We start from the raw sequence: 21,847 nt of genomic DNA on the forward strand, positions 1-21,847 counted from the left end.
CTTGCCAAATAACGATGCGAAAAGTGCGTAGTTTTGCTAGCCGCCTTGGGCAATCCTCAAATCTGACACAACAATCCCATCCTGTTCAACGTCTTTCCACTAAAATGCGGCTATGCCCAGCCTACAACTTAAACCGCTCAGCTTTGCCGTCCGCGCCAATTTGTACACGCACTTAGCCGCGATGGAAAAAGCCGGCTTGCCTACCGACAAAGCGTATGGCTTGCTGGAATTGCCGGCACCAGCGCAAAGCCGGGTCGTTGCGATGCGCAAACTGCTGGCGCGTGGCAAAGATATTCCGGTAGCCGGACAACAGTCAGGTTTATTCAGCGATCTGGAGGTGCATTTGCTCCGCGCCGCTACCAGCGCAGGTAGTCCCGCAACGATGTACCGGCGGCTGGCCGATACGTACACCGAAAAAGATCGTCTCAGCAAAGCGGTTAAATCACGCTTAAAACTGCCGCTGATGATTTTAGGTTTATCGTTATTGATCCAACCTCTACCCGCCTTAGTGGCAGGCAGCCTGACAGGCGGAGGCTATGTCTGGAGCGTAGTGCGGCCATTTCTGGCAATCGGCATAGGCGCTGTGTGTTTTAAAAAATTCCACCACTGGCTGCAAACTGCATCAGCATCACCACTGCGTGAATGCATAGAAAAAACGCTAACCAAAATCCCCTTATTTGGCGCGATGCATGTGCGGCGCAATGCCAGAGATTTTTTTGAAAGTCTGGGCTTGATGCTGGAAGCAGGTCTGCCGATGTTTGAGGCATTGCCCAAAGCCTTTAAGACCATCAGCAATCAATTGATACGGGCAGACTTTGCCAGGATTCTTGCCAGCATGCAGCAAGGCGCTACCCTCGCCTATGCGCTAGAAAATTGTATTTATATCGGCAATCCGCAAGTGATTAGTCTGGTCCAGACTGGTGAAGCTAGCGGTACTTTGCCAGAAATGCTGTTACGCCACGCCGCGATGGAGACGGCGTCTTTGTCACATTTCCAGCAACAGGCGGCCGATTGGGCGCCACGGATTGTGTACGGCGCAATCATGCTGTGGATGGCGTATAGCATTTTACAAAGCAAAGCGTTTATGCCCAACGTACCCAAAGACCTAGCATGAACTTGGGCTGCACTTAGCATCAGCTTGTCACGACGTAAGTCTCTTTTTACAGAATACTGCGTCAAGTCCGCTACATCGTCATACTTATTTATATTGAAGGCTTATGTCCAGATCTATCCTCATTGTTGAAGACGAAAAAGCGATTGCTGACAATGTAGCCTATGCGCTCGCCACCGATGGCTTTACGCCACACCACGTCACTTTGGGGCAAAATGCGTTGGATTTATTATCCTCGCCAAATTCACCCGCACCCGCTTTGATCGTGCTGGATATCGGCTTGCCCGACATGAGCGGCTTCGATGTCTGCCGCCGCTTGCGCCAGTTTTCAAACCAATCTTCCAACATACCGGTGATTTTTTTAACTGCGCGCAGTGATGAAATTGACCGCATCGTGGGGCTAGAAATGGGCGCAGATGATTACGTCACAAAACCATTTTCACCAAGGGAGCTAGTAGCCCGCATCCGTGCCGTGTTGCGCCGTCTGGAAGCGGGTCATACACAAATCCTCAAAGAGAGCGGCACACAGAATCATACCGACCGTTTTCAAGTGCGACCAGCAGAAGGGCGGATTATGTATCTCGGTCAAAGTCTCCCTCTCACTCGCTATGAATACCTGCTGTTAAAAACCTTTATCGATCATCCGGGGCAATTATTTTCTCGTGCGCAGTTGATGGATATGGTCTGGACAGACGCCAGCGATACCTTAGAGCGTACGGTCGATGCGCATGTGAAGTCGGTGCGCGCCAAGCTGCGCCTGATCGCCCCAGAAGATGATCCGATACAAACCCATCGTGGCATGGGTTATAGCTTTTCAAGCCTATGAAAATCGGGTTACGAATACTATTCGGCTACTTTTTAGTCGTCGGTCTTGCGGCATGGTTTGTACTAAATGTGTTTGTAGAAGAAGTCAAACCCGGTGTCCGTGCGACACTGGAAGATACCTTAGTCGATACCGCACAATTGCTGGCGCAGCTAGTGGCCGAAGATGTCAAAGCTGGCGATTTGCCGCACGCTGCCTTAATCGGCAGATTACAGAACCATGTACATCGTAGTGTCGATGTCAACATCAGCGGCGTCCAGAAAGCAACGCTGGATTATCGTATTTATATTACGGATATCCATGGCATCGTCGTGTTTGACTCGGACAATAAAGATGTCGGCAAAGACTATTCGCGCTGGAATGATGTGTACCTGACTTTGCAGGGCAAATACGGTGCGCGTAATACGCTCGCTGATCCGGCAGATAACAATTCCAACGTAATGCATGTTGCGGCGCCTATTTTGGACGGCGGACGCATTATTGGAGCACTCACAGTCGCTAAACCCATCTCTACCATCACACCATTTATCGAACGTAGTCAACGTAAGATTTTGCGCCGCAGTGGCTGGCTGATTCTAGGCTCTTTACTGATCGGCATAGGATTCTCGTTCTGGCTCAGCCATTCTTTACGCACATTACAACGCTACGCTAGCAGCGTAGAAAACGACGAAAAAGTCAGCCTGCCAAAACTGGGAGATAACGAAATCGGTGCCCTTGGCCGCGCCTTAGAATCCATGCGTAACAAGCTGGAAGGCAAACAATATGTAGAACAACTGATGCACACTCTGGCGCACGAATTAAAAAGCCCGATTGCCGCCATACAAGGTTCGGCCGAACTGCTAACAGAAACAATGCCAGAAGCAGACCGACAGCATTTTTTGCGCAATATCATCGAACAAAACCAACGTCAGAAGCAACTGATCGACAAACTATTAGCCCTGATCAAAATTGAAAAACAGCAGATACTCGATAGTGTCAGCAAGATTGATTTACCCGATCTGATAACACAAGTGCAGGCGGATGCCAGCACCCGTCTGACGGAAAAATTACTGCAATTGAGGTTAGATGTGCCCGCAATCACCGTAATGGGCGATGCCCTACTATTGCGCCAGGCTATCGGTAATTTGCTCGATAACGCCATCGCTTTTTCTCCTTCTGGTAGCACTATCATTATTGATGTCAGCCAACAAAAAGAGACGATACAAATCCAAGTAAAAGATCATGGTGCAGGCATACCTGACTACGCTATGGCACGCATTTTTGAGCGATTTTATTCATTGGAAAGACCAGATGCAGCCAAGAGTACAGGCTTAGGTTTACCGTTTGTACGTGAGGTTGCTTTATTACATGGCGGGAGCGTGACTGTCAGCAATCGTACTGATGGTGGGGTTTGTGCTTGTTTGAGTTTTCCAGATCAATACTTGCATTAATTTTGTAATAGCAATACATCGCTTTAGATATCACATTAGCTAATTACCGAAAGTCCGCACTTAGGCATTAAATATCTAATTGAATGAAAAGATATAAAGAATTCATTTTTCACTTCACACAAAACGCATCAATAACGCACACAAGTTTTTTACAGTAGCAACTCCCTCAACCCAGAGTCTTCTATGCAAAAAACTTTACTCTTCAAGGCCATTATCGTCGTTGTTTTGATGCTGTTGATTGGCGTACCTCTCATGATGATCGAATCGACCATTGCCGAGCGGATGCGCTTTCGTGATGACGCAGTCAGAAGTATTGCAGCCGATTCTGTCAGCGAACAAACTTTATTGGGGCCTGTACTGACCTTACCTTATAGCGAAATGTATGAGGAAGAAGAAATTGATGTGGCGACTAAAAAATCGGTGGTGCGCAAATATTCGTTGGCTCATCAAGTATTTGTCTATCCCAACACTCTGAATATCAAAGGGGTGATCGACACAGATCGTCGTTATCGCGGCATCCACAAGGTACTGGTCTACAGCGGTCAACATGCAATCTCTGGCGATTTTGTATTGCCATTGCTGGAGAGTCTACCCAAAGATAAACTTGCGTCACACATCAAAATGGGAACACCTTACATCTCACTTGGTTTGAGCGATACACGCGGCTTACATAATTTTCCAAGATTAAACTGGGGCGAGAAATATTATGAATTTAAACAAGAGAGCAAGCTACGTTCACTACAAACGGGTTTGCATGCGCCGCTGGATGTGATGGAGTTACAAACGCCAGAGGCAATCAAATTTAGTCTGGATCTGGCGATTGACGGTATTGAGCGTATGTGCTTTGTCCCGATTGCGAAGAATAATCAAATCAGTATTGCGTCTAAATGGCCTCATCCTCAATTTGGCGGCCGCTTTTTACCTTCGCCCAAAGATCGCAAGATAGATCAAAACGGATTTGTTGCCACATGGAATATATCGGCCCTATCCAGCAGTGCACAACAACAAATGGGCATGCGCGAAGCAGGTACGTCGACCGGACAAAATGCAGCCTATGGCAATACAAGCTTAACGGCCTTTTTAGATAGTTTTAGCGTCGCTTTTATTGAGCCAGTTAATGTGTATTCTCAAGCGGATAGAGCGATCAAATAGGGCCTGTTGTTTGTGGCGCTGACGTTTGCCGCTTTCTTTTTGTTTGAAGTGCTCAAGCAATTACCAATTCATCCGGTGCAATACACCTTGGTTGGTCTGGCACTCACCGTGTTCTTTTTATTGCTGGTGAGCTTGTCGGAGCATATGAGTTTTGTACATTCCTATCTGCTGGCGAGCGGTGCTTGCATTTTACTGATCGGTTTTTATCTGAGCCATGTTTTACGCAGCTGGAAGCGCGGCATGGGATTTGGCAGCGGCCTGACCTTGCTGTACGGCGTCTTATTTGGCCTGCTGCAATCAGAAAGTAATGCGCTAATTATGGGTAGCATTTTATTGTTCAGCGTACTCTCAGCGATCATGGTGATTACTCGCAAAGTTGACTGGTATCAGTTGGGTAAATCTTCTGTGGTGATACCTGGCTAATTGTCTGAAGATCAAAAGAGAAGTTCAAAAATAAGAGGTCCAATATTTATAAGGCTTAACAGGCAATTTCATGCCAGCAAGTCCGTTTTTATTGGACCTCTCCCCCACTTAAATATGGGATTGAAAATGAAAATCTGGTTACTTCGCTCTTTCCGGCATGCAGCATGGGCACCGTTGAGTGTCTTTGCGTTTTACGCTATTGTAGCAAAAGGCTTTAATGCTTATCTTATTTATCCGTGGTTAGACATGCCTACACATTTTTTTGGGGGCATGGCTATTACTTATTTTTATTTGATTACAGCGAGCTATTCGCAAGTCTTTATCGAGCCGATTCCCAGAATAATTCAACTTATTCTGCCATTGAGCTTGACGACGGTAACCGCTGTCGTCTGGGAATTTTGGGAGTATTTGTCAGATGTAATTTTGGGTACGAAAATGAACTTAGGCGTTTCAGACACGCTGTCGGATTTATTTTTCGGATTGTTTGGCGCTTGTTTTTTGATGGCGGTTTTGCGTAAGTCCTAAATATGAAACACCAGCACAAGATTGGTTACACGTGCTGGTGTTCAAATTGAAGATTAAATTGCCACTACGTTGGCGACGACTTTAAAACTTGACCTCTAACGCTTTATTTCACTAAACGCATCGCCTGTTTTCCATGTCGCCATGCCAGCGGCGTTTGCCACCGCATAACCAAGATTCAGCGTAAATTGTGCCTGCTGCACCATGCCGGATAAATCCCAGTTAGGGTCGTAGCGGTCAGTTTCTTGATGGTAGTGTTTGGTGAAGTTATGCATGACGCTATTCGAGACTTGATCATTTTTTTCAAATTCAAAATGTCCGTCGCCCGAGAAAACGGCAGAGCCTACGTTGAATGCCGGTATGCCAGCACGGGCGAAGTTGAAGTGATCTGCGCGGAAAAAACTTCCTGATAAATCTGGCACTCGCGGTGCCAGATGCATGCCCATTTTTTTGGCAACCACGGCGGCGGTTTGGTTCAGGCTGCTGTGCTCGCTGCCAGCCACGCCGATATCCAGTGTTTTGCCGACAAAGTTCATACTGTCCAGATTTAAATCAGCACTAGTTTTTGCCAGCGGCCATAGCGGGTTTTTGACATAGGCAGCGCTGCCCAGCAAGTATTGCTCTTCAGCGCAAGGCCATAAAAAAATCAAAGTACGACGGGCAGGGTGCTCAACCGCGGCTTGTGCCATGGCGATCAGTGAGGCCGCACCGGAGGCATTATCAATTGCACCGTTCCAGATGTGATCTGCTTTTTCAGTGCCGGAGGCGGCGATCTTGCCCAGATGGTCCCAGTGAGCGGAATAGATCACGGCTTCTTCTTTCAGCTTGGGATCGGTACCCGGCACCATGCCGACGACGTTGAATTGTTCTACCTTACGCACAGTAGTTTTCAAATCCACTTGTGCTATTGCGTTGATGATGACCGGTTGGAAATCACGGCTCTCTGCTTTGGCGCGCAAGGCATCCAGATCTTGACCCGCAGCGCTAAACAAGGCTTTGGCGGTATCGTCATGCAGCCAGCCTTCAATCGGATTGCCAGCACCGTCCAGATGGAAGCGTTCGTGACTAAAACTATTCACCGGCACGCTCCAGCCATAGGAGGCTGACGGCGTAGTGTGGATCAGCAAAACGCCTGAGGCACCTTCGCGCAAAGCTTGTTCGTATTTATATGTCCAGCGGCCGTAGTAAGTGAGCGATTTTCCGCCAAAACGGTTTGGTTCCTCGGCGGTGGGTTGCGGATCGTTGACCATCATGATCAGCAACTTGCCTTTGACATCGACGTTTTTATAGTCGTTCCAACGTTCTTCTTCAGAGCGGATGCCGTAGCCTACAAAAACCACGGGTGCGTTAAAAGCGATATTGCTTTGGTTGCCACCCGTGCCGTACACCGCTTGCGTGCCAAATTCGGTTTTCATGATCTTGCCACTAACCTCAAACTGCAGGCTGCTAGTGGGCTGGGCGGTGACGCCTACTAAGGGCACGGATTGGCGATAAGTGTTGCCGGATAAGGGTTTTAAGCCAATGGCGGCGGCTTGGGTTTCCAGATAACGCACCGCTAGATCGCCACCGCGCTGGCCGGTGCCGCGACCTTCCAGTAAATCATCTGCCAGAAAAGCCAGATGGGCGCGTAAGGGCGCTTCTTTGATTGTTTGTGCCTGGGTGGAGATCGCTGTTATGGATAAGACGACAAGCGTTGTGCTGCATAAACCCGCGCGCAAAAACGCCACGGGGAATTTAAAATTGATCATTAAAACCTCGTGGCGTTTTCTATTGTGTTGCTATTTTCTTGCTGCTTAATTGCGGCTTAATTTTTGTTGCAGACCGATAGGGTCTGCTAACATTTTTAGGCGAATTTATCCAGGAATGCAGCCAGATGTTTTGCACGTGCATGAGCTTCTTCTACACTCGCAGATTTTTCAGAATGTGTCAGCATCGAGCTAGTCAGCAATGTCACGAAAGAGCGATCCAGAGCTTTGCGTGCTGCGGACATTTGTTGTGCAATACCATCACAATCATCAGGCTCAGCGGCTTTGGCGATCAGCTTTTGGATGCCACGTAACTGACCTTCTACCCGCGCCAGTCTATGCAACAAATCTTTTTTCTGTTGGTCGGTTAATGCTGTGCCTTGAACGATCTTTAGCGGGGGAGTATCTGCCATGGTGTTGCTCCTGTGATGAATTAAATTGGGGGATTACAATAAATATACTTATACCCTACTGAGTATCGTACAACATTTAAATCCTGAAGTGCAATCAATTCGGCTTAAATAAGCGGAAATTAGCGTTTTTTTTGCTTATAAAGTAGGCAGATACCAGACAGACGTGAGGCAAAACAACAGCAAGCGTAGCTTGCGTCCGTTTACACGGCGTACCGCTTCACCGAATATATTCACTTTCTAAGCCGTTCGCTATTCCATCATTGGTGCGAGTGACGCACCGATCTTCGCTGGCAAGACAGCCTGAAGGTCGGCAACGTAACCAGTTAGGTGATGAAAAATGTGTCGAAGGACAACGTATTTGTTTGGCTGCAAGCGGTGTATAAAAAAGGTAATGTCGGCCTTGCGAGCTATTTCTTGCACTGCGCTTGAGTGACTTATTAGTTTTCCATTGCAGCAACACCAAGTTTCTGCCGAAGGAAATAGGTACTAATAAGTCCGCGTAATCGTACGCATGTTAGTCGTTAGCATGTGCAGCAGGAAGCGAGTACACGGCGATAGTTGCGCATGGCTTAGATCTCAGTTTTAAGTAATCAGTCAGGTTTGCATGCGTACGATTACGCTGTGCTAATCGCACCTACGCTGGCTGCGCGGAGCTTTATCGTGCAGCGTCCAGCGACCGAAGGGAGCTGCCTTGACCGCAGTGTTAGGCTGCACTATGCCCATGGGTTTGGTGGTCGAGGTCTCTACTCGGAGAGATAGTGCCTTAGCAGTGGATTGTCCCATTCACTGCGGTAGTTACGAGGATCAACGTAAGTTTCAAATCCGTGAAGACGACAAAGAGCCTCTCCTTTGGCGGACGTGCACTCAACGTGGACGTACTTGGCTCCGAGCCCACGCAGCGTTTCCACCGCCGCAAGCAGCAACTTAGAGCCAAACCCTTGACCTCTAGCGGATCGTTCCACTTCAATAATGTGAACGTCACCGCCATCTGTGAACATTTGGAAGACAGCAAAGCCGATGACTTTTCCTTCTGCGATGGCGCAAAACCCCTCGCCGGAAGCAAACGATTTTTCAATAACGTTCCTGTTGCAGTAGAACCCCGTTCCGCCTAGCTCCTTTTCAGTCTTGAGCCATGCGAGAACTTCTGCAAAATGGTTCGTGTTAGCGGGTTCAATACAGACCACGATGCCCCCTTCTGTTCAGCCTAACGCTGGAGTTAAGCGGCGGCGAAGCCGTCCGCCTTGAACGAGATGTTAGGCCTACGGATTGTCAGCATATAGCGCTGACACGAGACCATTGCTACCAAACTGCAACGCTCAATTGAACCGTGCCATTGACCGCGTGTCGTAAACGAACGCGTGACCATCAATGAGCGATGTGACGCGATAGCCACGGGCAGATACTAGCTCTTGAACCTGAGCCAGAGAGGCACCGTTTGGAAGCGATGCACAGAAGGTTTGCATCTGGCCGCGCCCCACAACGAAAGGCCAGAACATGTAGACGAGGCCGCCGAGAAGCAGAAGACCGAGAACGGTGTTGATGCGTTTACGACGTATCGATAGTGCCATGCTTTTGGAAGCCTAACGTGATTTAATTTTCATTTTGCAATAATAACCGACGGAAGAAAAATAACAAGCTTGCTCTACATCCCTTGAAACGCTGATGAGCATTAGCTATATTTGGTTATACTGATTAAATACACAGTATAACCAAATGGACAAAAACATCACGCCTGTAAAATCGCGTTTATTTGACCAAGTGCGTGAACGCTTTAAGCATTACAGCTTATCAACAGCAAGGGTGCGCTATGCGCACCGATTCATATGGTAATGTTTCTTTTTAAGCTCATCGTTTTTTCATCATTGGTGCGTATGACGCACCCTCAGCATCTGAGCGATCTTAGTCGCTTTGCTTACTGGTTTTAGCGGCACTTTTGAGTGCTTTGAGTTTATGTCCTAGCCAGGAGTCGCGCACTGCCCAGCGGGTGCGCAGGTAGCTGATGCGCGCTTTCCGTATCAGATCGGGATTGGCAATCGCGCCTTCGCATAAAGCAACGCTACTGGTCGCAAACCGGGTTTTGTAGGCTTGTTCTCCACGTCCCAGATCTATGCTTGAAATGCCTAAACTTTGTACATGGCTGGCACATTCTTTTAGTAAGATCAGACCGACTGAGTAGACGGCATAATCCACCCGGTACCAAGGGAACCAGAAGTGTAAAACCCCGCCGGAGCGCAGCCCAAAATGCGCTGCGACAAGCTCATCACCGACATGCAAGGTAGAGAGTAGTCCGCCGAAATCAGAGCCGTCGTGAGCGCGGAGAGAATCCAGCATTTGCCGCACCCAAGGGATCGCAAAGGTATCGTGCCCTTCGCCTAAAGTGCGATTAAATTGCTCGGATTTACCTTGTAAAAGCTGGGCAAAATCATGGTCGCTTGTGCTTTGCATGGTAAAACGCAACTCACCTTTTTCACGCGCTACTTTTCGTTCCATCTGCTTGATGGTTTTTAGGACGCCCGCTTGTTTCACGTTTTGCAGCAACGCCAGTTTGTCGGCATATACTTCAAATCCACCCTCGAGGTCCAGCACTTGCGAGCGGCTATGCGCCCAGGCATAGGGCTTAAAATCCGTCCGGCTTTGCGGCATGTGGTCAAAGCCCATATAGCGCACGCCCATCGCTTGCAATAACGTTTTTGGCGAAAGCTGGATACCGTTATCTGTGATTGGCCCTTGATAATCGGCTAAGAACAAGCCGACGGAGCGCGCCTGATATTTTGATAGACGATGGAATGGCAACACGCCAACGATTTGTCCCGCATCTTCACAAACCACAATCCGCGTATCGTCCCTGATGCCTGCGGCAATCTGTGTAAATGTCGGATGATAATAGGGACTTTGGTAGGTGCTTTGAGCCTGGTTTTGGCTTGAATTTTGATCTTGAGTCGAGCCATCTCGTATTTGCAGCCAGCGTGCAATTAATGCTGCATCAAGTTCTTTACCGTGTATGAGCTTGTATTTCATCTAAATAAGGGTAAGTGGAACTTCTAAAAAAACATATCTGAGCACAATGTGACCCTGCATATTGATCGAATGCTTGTTGTAAGTTCTCAGGGTTTTGATTCGTTGATACCATTAAGTGTAGCATCGCTGATGCTAGTACCGGTGTTTAGTCTGCTGTTGAAGAAGGCGCTTGGCCGGGTAATAATATCAACCGAGTTTCCACAGGTCTGCTTGATTGGCATTTTATCCCTGCCCATACGCATTCTGTCTCAAGAAGTTTTCTTTTATCAAATAGCTGCCGTATGCTGGCATCTTTCCATCTTTCTACCAAAGAGACATCATGTTAAAGCGCACAAGTTTAATTTTGCTACTCGCTCTGGGTGGCTGCAATGTGGAATTTAGTGACAACACCAACGCTGCTAACAATGGGCCGGTCATTCAGGAAAAGCGCGATGTCGCTGAATTTACTGAAATCGATATGACAGGTCCTTATGATGTTGTCGTCACCGCAGAGGGCGGGCCAGCCTTAGAGATCGTCGGTAACGAAAAACTCGTTAAGGAAGTTGAAACCGTCGTCACTGGCAATACTTTATATATACGCTCAAAGAGTAAAACGATTATTCATTTATCGACCAACTTTACGCCGACTCAGTTGACCGTTAAGGTCGCCGCGAGCAAACTTAACCGCATTAAAGTCAACGGTAGCGGTGATCTGGTTCTAGATCGATTTAAAGGCGACAAATTAGAATTGGCGATTAATGGTTCTGGCGATGTACGTGCCAACGGTACTGTCGGCGAGCTGCAAGCCAATATTAATGGCAGCGGTGATATGGACGTAAGTCAATTACAGGTCGCTAAAGCACATGCCCAGATCAATGGTTCTGGCAACTTAAAACTAGGTACCGTCACAGAAGAATTGCAGTCACAGACCAATGGTTCCGGTGATCTGGACGCGAACGACCTGAAGGTGGCTGCGGTTAATGCCACGATCCGGGGATCGGGCGATGTTTCTATTACTGGCGATATCAAGCAGTTCTCGGCCGAAATTAATGGCTCTGGCGATATGGAAGTTCGTGGATTAAAAGCCGCTGGTACCAAAGTCCGTATGGGCGGCAGTGGTAGCTTGACCTTAGATGGCACAACCACCGATCTGGATGTTGTGGTCAACGGCTCGGGTGATTTTGACGCTAGTAATTTACGATCCGACAAAGCGCAATTCACTGGTCATGGTACAGGCAATATGCGATCAAACAGCGTTTCGGATACATTAAAAATAGACTTACTCGGTTCTGGCGATCTGGAGGCTAGCGACATAAAAACACAGCAGATTGAAATTGTCATGGACGGCACCGGTAGCGTAGAACTATCTGGTCAAGGCAAATTGCTCAGCGCCAAATTGCATGGCAGCGGTGATTTAAACGCCAGCAGTTTGTTAGTAGAACGCGCCAAGATCAGCGCCAGCGGTACCGGTGTGGCAGAGGTGAATGTGAAGCAAAACGCCGCTAACGGCAGCAGCGACAGTAGCAATTCACGTATTGTTAAGGTTGATAAAGATGGCGTAGTGCGCTAACACTAGATTAGTAATGCAGTAACAACGCAGCAAAAAGTCAAAAGGGTGCAGTCATAAAAACTACACCCTTTATTTTTTACTTAGCTCAGACCAATGGCTATTTCATTCTGAACTTATGCCCCAGCACCAGCCAGCTTGAGGCAATCAAACTATTCAAGCCCAGTATCAGTTGCGTCAGTACATGTGCTGGCAAAATCCAGACTTGCCCCCGTGGAGTGCTGATCTGTGTCACCGCGCTGATCACCGGAATGACCCAATCAGCTTCTGGCGTCACGTCCAATAAAACATCTCCGTCTGAGTTAGTGTGAATAAACACATCGCCGCCCAAAGCCAAACGTAAGGCAATACCCTGACCGCTACTTGTGGAATAGGTAGAAATTGTTCCTATGGCTTCTTGTAATTCACGATTTTGCAAATCCATCCATGCCTCCACATCTTGCGGTGTTTCTAAGGAAACCCAGGCATGTTCTGGAAAGTCGGGGATATTTGTCATTGAGGTAGTTTGTATTTAGGTTAACCGAGATTTTCCATTATGTGCACAAGAGGTGCTACTTGAGTGCTGACGGCGCATTTTCGGTCATTTTTGACGCTCTTCGTTGCTCATGGCTCGTTATGAGCGTCTTATTTATAACAAACTCGCATCAAAACTGCCTCCGCCATCAGCTCAAATCGTAATGGAAATTCTCGGTTTAAAAAAGATAACAAAAATTCATAGTAAGACTTAGGTAAAACCTTTCCCCTTGCGTCTTGCCCAGATAAATCTGCGTAAGTCCTGCATAGAAGAGAACTGGTGCAGAAAACGCCATTTAGTGTTTGCTAAACGGCATCATCCGGCAAATCAACTAAATATGCTAGTTTGATTTTTTGCTGCCTGATTGGCGATCCCAGATTAATACGGTACCTGCAACCACGGCACAAAGCACACAGAGCCAGCCAAACAGATCACCGATAGTCGAATATAAAGTAGTTAAGCGCGCAGCTATGTTTGTTTTGACGAACAGTGTTTGTCCCGGCATGCCGCTACTAGGTTTTTCTGCAAGCACCCGACCATAGGCATCACTTACTGTTATCAAGCCGTCGCGTGCAGAGCGCACAACGACGTAGCCACTTTCTACCCCGCGGGTGAGCGTCATTCTGGACGCGATCCATTGGTCAAAGTAAAAGTCCCAGGCGGGTACTAACATTACGCCAACGTTTCTCTCCGCATAGGCGCGACCCAGACTTGCAAAATGCATGTCTTTGCAAATAGCGAGGCCGTATAACGTAGCGTCGATCACCTTCGTCTCATAGTCGACTCCGGTGGCGTAATCACGTTCTGGTGGTGCCATGTGTTGTTTTTGGTAGCTATTAGTGAGTATGCCTAATGGTGAAAACATCCAGGCCAGATTGCTACGTGTTGATCCGTTGTCAATCGCACTGCCTGCTGTTATCCAGACGTGGTGTTCTTTAGCGAGCGAACTTAAATGGCGTTTTAATTGTTCTGCATTGGCGGGCGTCAGCATCGCGATTTTCTCTGGTAAAACGATAATCGTCGCGCCCTGTGCTGCCAGTGTTGCGACATGCTGGTCGTATTGTTGCCAAATGTGGGCGGCATAGGTCGCACTTGCTTGCAGGCCGATGGCATCGTCAATACTGACCAATCCAAACACAACTTGCTGCGTGCCGGACGGAGCTTGCAAGCGGAATTCGCCATATGTAAAAGTGGTGATCAAGAGCAAGGTCGTTAACCCATATGCCCAAGGCGCATGGTGCAAACGCCTGCCATACACAAAAGCAAGCGCAATGGCGGATGGAAATAATGCCAGCAAAAACAATAAGCCTGCCACACCAAACAAGGAAGTCACTTGCAGTATTGGTAAAAATTCTGCCTGCGAATAAGCAAGACTGCCCCAATTACCATCGGGTAAAAAATGCGCCATTAAGGTATCTACGGCAGACCACACCACGGGATAGACCAGCACCGTCCACCATGATTGGTAACGCAGCACAAGACGCCGCGTGGTCATGATGACGAATACCCAAAGCCAGCTTTGTGCCAATATCACCAGCAGAGCAATTGGCGCTGGCATAACCAACTGGTAGTAGTGCAGGTTACTGCTTAGACCAAACAAAATGGCTACGGTACTTATCCAGAAAGTATCCCGCTTATTGGAGAGCAAAGCGATGACCAACAAAGGTACTGGCGCAATCCATACCAGCCACCAGACAGGCGTTAAATTGACTACAAAACGCAGCATAAAACCGATCAGTAGCGCAGCGCTAAACTGAAGAATGAAGCTTCGAATTGATGATTTGGCGATCAATCTGAACAGGGATTGCATTATATTTCTTTCAAAAAACTTTTGGGAGTTGGTAGTGTCCCGCATTAATTAAACACAGTAGTGACAAATGCTGGATAAAAAATTAACTTTATAATAACCTAGGCTTATGTCTGTATTGACTAAACATCAGCCGATCTCTATCAATCTCACCCTAGGCTAATATGAATCCATCCCAATTACCACCCTTACGCCGGGTAATGGCGCTGTTACTGCTCAGTGGTGTTTTGCAGCCGTTTGCGCAGACGTCGGCTGCAGATCATATGACCGCTAGTACCGATTCTGGTGCCGCTAGGATGGACATTTTACTGGCGCAAAATTTTTCAGATAAATTTGATCCCGCACTGTATCTGGTGAGCGAAAAACTCGATGGTGTACGCGCCTTGTGGGACGGTAAGCAGTTACGTTTTCGCAGTGGCAAAGCTATCCACGCACCTGCCTGGTTTATCGCGGCTTTACCCAAGCATACAGTTGATGGCGAATTGTGGATGGAGCGGCATAGTTTTGACCGGCTATCTGCCGCGGTGCAGCGTCAAGAGCCGGTTGACGCCGAGTGGCAGAAAATCAGCTATCAGCTGTATGAGTTGCCAAACGGTGAGGGTGATTTTGCTCAACGTTACGCTAGCCTGCAAGCCAGCGTAGCGCAGGCGGGCGTTGCCTGGTTGCAGGTGCTGCCACAAGTGCGGGTCGCTGATAAGGCAGCATTGCAACAAAAACTCAATCAAGTGGTACGTGATGGCGGCGAGGGCTTGATGCTCCATCGCGCCGATGCGCCATGGCAGACCGGACGATCAGACGTATTGCTCAAACTAAAACCGCAGTTAGATGCCGAAGCCGTCGTCGTCAGCCACGAACCAGGAAAGGGCAAATATCAGGGCATGCTCGGTGCGCTGGTACTGCAAACACCGGAGGGCGTGCGTTTCCGGCTAGGCACGGGTTTTAGTGATGAGCAAAGGCGCAATCCGCCAGCGGTGGGCAGCACGGTGACTTACCGTTACCGCGATGTAACCTCAACGGGTTTGCCAAAGTTTGCTAGTTTTTTGCGGGTGCGGCAGCCAGAATAAAAATGCAGTGGCGGCAGTTAGAAATACGGTCAGAAGTGTAGCCAGAAGTATCGCTAGAAATATAGCTAAAATCACGCCGAGTGTTTGCCTGATGTGCAATGTAGAAAATTATACTCGTTAGTGGTATATTTAAAAAACCAATTAAAATATGGGGAATATGATTATTTTTTTCCTATACTCCCCATTTATTTGCTGTAAATCTTGCTTAAATAGCCGCCTGAGTATTCACTTGCTGGGTGATGTTGCCAGGACCGATTTTCTCGGTTGAGGTCGCTTGCGGTTCTTCCTTAGCGTTGCCGGTTTTTATTTCTGCGGCTATCCCAAACAAGGGTCGCAATACCGCTACTCGACGAACTATTTCAAAAATCCCAAAGCTGACCGTCAAGGTAAGTAAAATCAAAATAGGACCTTCGACCGCTGGTGTGAGTTTAGCTGGTTTGAAATAGTGAGCCATGACGATGATCAGTGTTTGGTGGACGATATACACAGGGAACACCGCTTGTGTCAGATAACGTCGCTGGCTGCTGTCAAATTGCAGGTGGCGATGGGCAAAACCGCAGACGGCAAGGATGGCGCTCCATTGGCACAAGGCATACACCACACGTTGCAAGTGACGCCAAAATTCAACCTGCGACGCTGGTATCACTGTTTCACCCATGGCGTAATACACAATCAACGAACCCCAGCATGTGATGGCGATGCCCAGATTGAGCCAGCGTTGCGGATTCAGCCTTGCCCAGAAGTTCGCTTGCGTTGCTAACAGCGCGCCCAATAAAAACAGGACGAAATAGTTGGCGTGGTTATACCAGTCATCCACCAGTGCATGGGTTTGGGGAAAACGGCTGAACAGGCAGATACGTTCGATCGCAAAAATAGCCACAGGCAGAGCGATGATCTTCCAGCCCGTCAGCAAATTCGCCAGCCAGTCAGAGATCGCGTTAAAGCGTTTGCCAAAGGCGAGTATCAGACAACCAAGTACGACGCTGTAAACCCAGAGATAACTGACAAACCAAAGGTGATTCCAGGTCGGCAAACGCAGGCAACCGTCTTTGTCGCAAAAGCCGTGGTAGGCTTTCAAATACAGCTGCATAAAGTCGAAATAGCTGCCTTGATAGGCGACTTTTTCGACCACCTCAAAATATGATTGTGGTGGCACGATCACCAGCATGCCAAATAGCAGCGGTATCAGCAGACGGCTGCTGCGCTGACGCATGAATTGCGTCGCACTGAGTTTTTTCAACATAAATGCCGAGGCGACACCTGAAATCATAAACAGCAAACTCAGCCGCCATGGCGATGACAGCATCATCAGCGGTTCAATCGCGTCACTGGCAAAGGGACTTTTAATATGAAAACCCCAGGTCACGTAATACATGCCGGTGTGATACACGATCAAGAGCATGAAGGCGAAAATACGTACCCAATCCAAAAAAAACAGGCGGGAGCTAACATTAGCATTGGCAGCGTGTGGGTTCATGGCAGCGATCTCTGAAGTTGTTTAGATTGAACCCAGATTTTCCATTAGACCGCTACCACTTCGCAAAAAACGCAGACGGCGTGCGGTCTTCAGAGGGATAGCACCACCGCGATTTGAGTGGGAACGTTACTGTGACAATTGCACCTTTGGCGAACTGCCTAGCGTTGTTGCTCCTCCTAGCAAGATGCAGCTTGCGTCGTCGTCGCGTCTAGCCAGTCAGTTCGCCAAAGGCACACTTATCGCTGTCAAATGGAAAATCTGGGTTGAACAATTTCAGGTTAAATCGATGTACAAGCAGAGGCCAGCGGAATGTGGCGAGATGGGATTTAGCCGGGGCGAGTCGGAATTGTCTGTAATTTTTCCATCACTTCCGCTCGATATTGGCGGCTGCACGGCACTCGTGCGCCGCCTCGCAGCAACAGTTCGCAGTCGCCCTTCTCCAGAGTAACGATGCTGTCTATCCAACTCAACTGCACTGCCGCGCGGCGATGGCAACGGATGAATTGCGCGCCAAGCTGATCCACTAATCCGCTCAAGGTCTGGCGCATCAGGGGATGCTCACTGGCGGTATGCAGTACGACGTAATTATCGGCAGTTTCTATCCATTCGATATGTTCAACACGGACGATGCGGGTGACGCCACGCTCGGTAATTAACAGCTGCTGAACCGCATGACCAGTGCCAGCCACTGGCACCATCGCTGGCAAGGTTGGCGTCTGGCTGCGGTCTTTGAATCTAGCCCGCACTCGCTCCAGCGCGCGTTGCAAACGGCTCTGATCAAACGGCTTCAGCAAATAGTCAATCGCATTGGCGTCAAACGCCTGAATCGCATAGTGATCGTAGGCAGTGACGAAGACGATCAGCGGTGCAGGACCATCAAGATGGTGGGGCAATGAGGCCGCCAGCTCCAGTCCGCTGACTTCTGGCATCTGGATATCGAAGAAGGCGACATCCGGTTTGAACTCAGCTATTGTCTGTAAAGCCTCAATTGCATCCCGCGCTTCTTCCGTCGCGCTAATATCCGGTTCTTGCGACAACAGGCGGCGCAACTTATCGCGTGCAGGGCGTTCATCATCGACGATCAGGACGCGCATGCGGTTCTCCAAGGCAAACGCATTTCTGCCAGAACGCCAGCGGGACTCAGTTGAGTGAGCGTTAGGCTGGCGGTGTCGTCGCGGTATTGCAGAGCAAGGCGTTCGCGGATGTTGCGCAGACCGATGCCTGAATGGCTGCCGGCATCGGCGTTTTTGATCTGAAGTTTGCCCTGATCATCGCTCAGGCGCAGTAACAAGATATCGGACTTGCCGTTGCCGTCTGCTTCACCTGACTGTCTCTTCTCACGTTTCGCGCTGATCTGGATATGCGTGGTTTGACGGCACTGTTCGACCGTATGCTTAAAGATGTTTTCCAGCAGCGGTTGCAGGCTCATGACTGGCATGGTGCAGGTCAAAGTGTCGGGATCGATTTGCCAGTCCAATGTCACTCGATCAGCATAGCGCTCTGCCATGACGCTGGCATAACCGCGCACTAGGCGCAACTCGGTGCTGAGTGGCGCTTCATGCTGTTCGCTGACTTCTAAGGTGGCACGCAGAACATCTGCTAGCTGAATTAACGTGGCATCGGCTTTGTCGACATCGGTATGCATCAGGGAAGAAATCGTGTTGAGCGCATTAAATAAAAAATGCGGCTGCATCTGCTGCGTCATTCTTTGCAACTGCGCCTGCCGTAACAAGGCATTCGATTGTTCAGCATGAAGTTTTTGTTTGACCAGCTCAAAGTAAGACAGCAGGCCAAACAAAATCACCATAAACATACTCAAAAATATGGATAGCTTGCTCGATTCGTATAAAAACAATTCTGGCCAGTCACGGTGATAGTAATGCATACCCATGAGTGCATATACGCCATGTCGTATGCCGAATGTAATCGAAACAAAACAAATCCATTGTATTGGCAAGCACATCATTTGCAGCGCAAACCAGCGCCACGGCGTTGCGAGCAAGTAGTCATACGGTTTTGTCAGGCGCCGTTGTATTAGCAAGATAAACAGACCAGTGATTGCGGACGAACTTTCCCACAAGATCGGCTGCCAGATTAGTCTGCCACCGTCGCGCTGGAAGTCCTGTACGGCAACCCAGACCATCAGCAAAGAAAACAACAGCCATGCCGTGGCGATAGTGATTTTGCTGCGGGTGGAATACATGTTGGTTGCGCCTGGTTACGGTTTATTTACCGAAGCTCATGTCGGTAATAACAGGCAAGGATGATTGCCGATTCCGCTGGATCTGTCAAAGTCAGCAGAATCGGCGTTACTGATCAAATCGCATTAAAGCTTCGTTAAGATTGCGCTAAGGCGTAATGAGTGATGCACTTACTATAGTGTTATTTTTCAAACAGCCAGATCTGGTTTGGCGAGTTTTGACAGAAATCCAGGACGATCGGTGACCGGTCTCTGGTTCCCAAAGATGCCAGACACTTACCGCTTTCTACTTCTTTAATATGACCATCTTGCTGCACTACAAATTTTTGGTTACTACCAAAATGGCATTGATAAAGCTCAACTGGCGTACCTGGCTGGCGTGACGCGCCACGTACGTCTAGGCAAAAACCATCGACACCTACGATCGTACTTTGACCGTACATACTTTGGGTCACTGTCCAGCGTTGGTTTTCACGACCATGGCAGCGATACACATACACCGGCGCCCCATCGCCTATACTATGATCCATACTAGCATCCATACATAAACGATCACCGCCAAGTTCATTGCGGATGGTTAAATGTGTACCACCTTGAGCGTTTGCATTGCCGACCAAACCGAGTGAAACGAGTAATAGAAAAGCGACCATTTTTTTCATTTTTTACCTCTGGAGAATGTGAATATAGAAGTAACAATTCGTCTGAATTAAGTGCGCGGAGGCGGACAAAAAAGGTGGCAAAAAAGCGCTGCAATTTTGTTAGCCCGCTCAGGTTTAATCAGTTGCTTATGTTACATTTCGAAAACGCATTAACAGCGAAAAAAGACATGAGAACCTTGTATATGATGTAACAAGATGGTTTTAGAACTTATGCAAAATTGTGACAGCAAAGGGAGCCCGCAGCCGGGTAGTTTTGTCTAAGTCTTAATTTTATGTAGCGTGCTTGAACAGGGTCTCGGACGCCGTATTGATAAAGAATACTCAGGCTAGAGTAGGTTCTCCGCGTATTTTTATCGCTCGGTTTTCTTGGGTGAAAATTATACTCATTATAGGTACATTTTAACTGCCCAATAAAATTCTGGGCAATAGACCATATTTACATATTTAAAAGGGGAGTATGTGATTTTTGCTAAGGCGTTAGCGATAAGTTAAAGCTGCTTGGAATCACGTCATGTCGCACCACGGCACGCATTTGATGGCGACGGCTTAAGCTGTCGGCGCTCCAGGTTTGTTCCCAGCCCGGCGGGTAACTAAGTCGCAGGTCGGCGCGTTCTGGCAAGCGTTGACGTACCGGCATGGTTGGCAGATACAGTGGTAGCGGATTGTCGGGCGTATCGGCTCCCAGACTGTACGCATAGTCAGGGAGTAAGACTTCACAGATTTGGGCAAACCAGATGGTATGGTCCTCATCGCGGCCCAAGGCTTGCGCTAGTCCGGCGGGGTCAAACCGGGCGAAAGCGTCGATTAATTCTGTCGTGCTCGCGCCCGGAGCATCGCCCCACCCCATGACCGGATTAAAGTTGTAATCCGCGCCAGAGCCATACCAGCCCTCGCGCCACGGTCTTTGCATCCATTGCCGTGGTCCTGTGAATAATTGCCAGCGCCAATGCAGGCCAGAGGGTTTGGGCCAGCTGTACAAATACAATTTTTGGTAGCCAGCCTGATGCAAGTCACGCACCATCGCCATCAGGCGCGCATGTGGCATGCGCTCTGGCGGCTGGCGGCGGAATAAAATCGCTTCGCCATCGGCATGTTGCACATCATCAGTAGATAAATTTAAATCCAGCGTGCGCGATTCATCGCCAAACCGTGCTGCCACCCAACCCGTGAGTAAATTAACGGACGTCAGCACGCCATAGCCGCGATGACGATGGAAAATGACAGTGCCGGGAGCGATCGGTTTCATGCTGATATGTGTCTGTGTTAGAGGTTTGTTTTAGATGTCTGTTTTAAAGGTACCAGCGACGTTGCCGCCGCCGGACTAATCAACAAAGTTAGTACAAAAGTAGTGAGAAGTCTAATCCAATTTCGCTGCGAGTAAACTTCAGCGCTACAATATACCCACCAGATTAACCCTCTCATGACAAAACCATTATGACATTACGCATCATTGGCACCGGCGGCACTTTCGATAAACATTATGATGAACTGGCGGGTAAGTTAAGTTTTGCAGACAGCCATTTACCCGATGTTCTCAAGCGCGCGCGCATCACTGTGCCTGTGGCTTTGGAAGCGGATCACTTAATGGACTCACTCGATATGGTGGACGCGGATCGTCAGCGGATTTTGGCATCATGTCAGCAAGCACCGGAGCGCGCGATTGTGATCATCCACGGCACAGACACCATGCGCGAAACCGCTGAGGTATTGGGCGCAGCCAATTTGGATAAAGCCATCGTTTTTACCGGTGCGATGATCCCTTACGAAATCGCCAATTCAGACGCCTTGTTTAATCTCGGCTTTGCCTGCGGTGTAGCACAGCTATTACCAGCAGGTGTGTACGTTGCCATGAATGGTCAGGTGTTTAACTGGAATAATGTACAAAAAAATCGTGCTGCCGGCGTTTTTGTGACCAACTGATGTAGCGTATTGATTGGCTCAAA

Annotated in this window: 18 protein-coding genes and 1 pseudogene; 8 read left to right on the forward strand and 11 right to left on the reverse strand. The window is 48.6% G+C overall.

Going from position 1 to position 21,847, the window contains the following annotated elements; translation table 11 throughout:
- Window positions 1–112 precede the first annotated feature (112 nt).
- From RGU72_RS16105 to RGU72_RS16125, 5 genes and pseudogenes are all read left to right on the forward strand, one after another.
- Window positions 113–1,114: a type II secretion system F family protein gene (locus tag RGU72_RS16105; RefSeq protein WP_322120699.1), complete on the forward strand. Its 1,002-nt coding sequence runs from the start codon at window positions 113–115 to the stop codon at window positions 1,112–1,114.
- A gap of 103 nt (window positions 1,115–1,217) precedes the next feature.
- On the forward strand, window positions 1,218–1,937 hold the full coding sequence (gene creB / locus RGU72_RS16110; RefSeq protein ID WP_322120700.1) for a two-component system response regulator CreB: 720 nt from the start codon (window positions 1,218–1,220) through the stop codon (window positions 1,935–1,937).
- Entirely contained in the window at window positions 1,934–3,364 is a 1,431-nt protein-coding gene (gene creC / locus RGU72_RS16115) for a two-component system sensor histidine kinase CreC (RefSeq protein WP_322120701.1), read from the forward strand. The genes creB and creC overlap by 4 nt, the downstream gene beginning before the upstream one ends.
- Window positions 3,365–3,547: 183 nt before the next feature.
- Window positions 3,548–4,939 (forward strand): annotated as a pseudogene (gene creD / locus RGU72_RS16120) (cell envelope integrity protein CreD).
- 126 nt (window positions 4,940–5,065) lie between these two features.
- Window positions 5,066–5,464, forward strand: coding sequence for a hypothetical protein (locus RGU72_RS16125; protein WP_322120702.1), 399 nt, complete (start codon window positions 5,066–5,068; stop codon window positions 5,462–5,464).
- Between the two features lie 95 nt (window positions 5,465–5,559).
- On the opposite strand, the gene RGU72_RS16130 is transcribed toward RGU72_RS16125, so the two are convergent.
- The 4 genes from RGU72_RS16130 to RGU72_RS16145 all read right to left on the reverse strand — a co-directional run bounded on the left by RGU72_RS16130 (window position 5,560) and on the right by RGU72_RS16145 (window position 10,637).
- The gene (locus RGU72_RS16130; protein ID WP_322120703.1) at window positions 5,560–7,209 is read right to left on the reverse strand and encodes a M28 family peptidase; all 1,650 of its coding nucleotides are present in this window, start codon (window positions 7,207–7,209) and stop codon (window positions 5,560–5,562) included.
- Window positions 7,210–7,304: 95 nt separating this feature from the next.
- The gene (locus RGU72_RS16135; RefSeq protein ID WP_322120704.1) at window positions 7,305–7,619 is read right to left on the reverse strand and encodes a metal-sensing transcriptional repressor; all 315 of its coding nucleotides are present in this window, start codon (window positions 7,617–7,619) and stop codon (window positions 7,305–7,307) included.
- Window positions 7,620–8,362: 743 nt separating this feature from the next.
- The gene (locus RGU72_RS16140; RefSeq protein ID WP_322120705.1) at window positions 8,363–8,803 is read right to left on the reverse strand and encodes a GNAT family N-acetyltransferase; all 441 of its coding nucleotides are present in this window, start codon (window positions 8,801–8,803) and stop codon (window positions 8,363–8,365) included.
- Between the two features lie 715 nt (window positions 8,804–9,518).
- Window positions 9,519–10,637: a GNAT family N-acetyltransferase gene (locus tag RGU72_RS16145; RefSeq protein ID WP_322120706.1), complete on the reverse strand. Its 1,119-nt coding sequence runs from the start codon at window positions 10,635–10,637 to the stop codon at window positions 9,519–9,521.
- 319 nt (window positions 10,638–10,956) lie between these two features.
- Here RGU72_RS16145 and RGU72_RS16150 point away from each other — a divergent pair, with 319 nt between their 5' ends.
- The gene (locus RGU72_RS16150; RefSeq protein WP_322120707.1) at window positions 10,957–12,186 is read left to right on the forward strand and encodes a GIN domain-containing protein; all 1,230 of its coding nucleotides are present in this window, start codon (window positions 10,957–10,959) and stop codon (window positions 12,184–12,186) included.
- 97 nt (window positions 12,187–12,283) lie between these two features.
- Here the strand turns inward: RGU72_RS16150 and RGU72_RS16155 are convergent, their stop codons facing one another.
- A complete protein-coding gene (locus tag RGU72_RS16155) occupies window positions 12,284–12,679 on the reverse strand; it encodes a hypothetical protein (RefSeq protein ID WP_322120708.1) in 396 nt (131 codons plus the stop codon).
- A 358-nt stretch (window positions 12,680–13,037) separates the two neighbouring features.
- Entirely contained in the window at window positions 13,038–14,507 is a 1,470-nt protein-coding gene (locus RGU72_RS16160; protein WP_322120709.1) for a nitrilase-related carbon-nitrogen hydrolase, read from the reverse strand.
- A 161-nt stretch (window positions 14,508–14,668) separates the two neighbouring features.
- Between RGU72_RS16160 and RGU72_RS16165 the strand changes: the two genes are divergently transcribed.
- Complete coding sequence (locus RGU72_RS16165) at window positions 14,669–15,568, forward strand: DNA ligase (RefSeq protein ID WP_322120710.1); 900 nt, start codon at window positions 14,669–14,671, stop codon at window positions 15,566–15,568.
- A 205-nt stretch (window positions 15,569–15,773) separates the two neighbouring features.
- On the opposite strand, the gene RGU72_RS16170 is transcribed toward RGU72_RS16165, so the two are convergent.
- The 5 genes from RGU72_RS16170 to RGU72_RS16190 form a co-directional block, all read right to left on the reverse strand.
- On the reverse strand, window positions 15,774–17,045 hold the full coding sequence (locus tag RGU72_RS16170) for an acyltransferase family protein (RefSeq protein WP_322120711.1): 1,272 nt from the start codon (window positions 17,043–17,045) through the stop codon (window positions 15,774–15,776).
- Window positions 17,046–17,371: 326 nt separating this feature from the next.
- Window positions 17,372–18,139, reverse strand: coding sequence for a LytR/AlgR family response regulator transcription factor (locus RGU72_RS16175; protein WP_322120712.1), 768 nt, complete (start codon window positions 18,137–18,139; stop codon window positions 17,372–17,374).
- Window positions 18,127–19,248, reverse strand: coding sequence for a sensor histidine kinase (locus RGU72_RS16180; protein WP_322120713.1), 1,122 nt, complete (start codon window positions 19,246–19,248; stop codon window positions 18,127–18,129). Before RGU72_RS16180 ends, RGU72_RS16175 begins: the two co-directional genes overlap by 13 nt.
- 179 nt (window positions 19,249–19,427) lie before the next feature.
- Window positions 19,428–19,904 (reverse strand): RICIN domain-containing protein, encoded by a 477-nt coding sequence (locus tag RGU72_RS16185; protein WP_322120714.1) that lies wholly within the window; start codon window positions 19,902–19,904, stop codon window positions 19,428–19,430.
- 469 nt (window positions 19,905–20,373) lie between these two features.
- Entirely contained in the window at window positions 20,374–21,150 is a 777-nt protein-coding gene (locus RGU72_RS16190; protein WP_322120715.1) for an L-asparaginase, read from the reverse strand.
- Between the two features lie 188 nt (window positions 21,151–21,338).
- On the opposite strand from RGU72_RS16190, the gene RGU72_RS16195 reads away from it, so the two are divergent.
- Entirely contained in the window at window positions 21,339–21,824 is a 486-nt protein-coding gene (locus RGU72_RS16195) for an asparaginase domain-containing protein (protein ID WP_322120716.1), read from the forward strand.
- The last annotated feature ends 23 nt before the right edge of the window (window positions 21,825–21,847 follow it).

This window comes from Undibacterium sp. 5I1 (assembly GCF_034314085.1).
Taxonomy (GTDB): Bacteria; Pseudomonadota; Gammaproteobacteria; order Burkholderiales; family Burkholderiaceae_D; genus Undibacterium.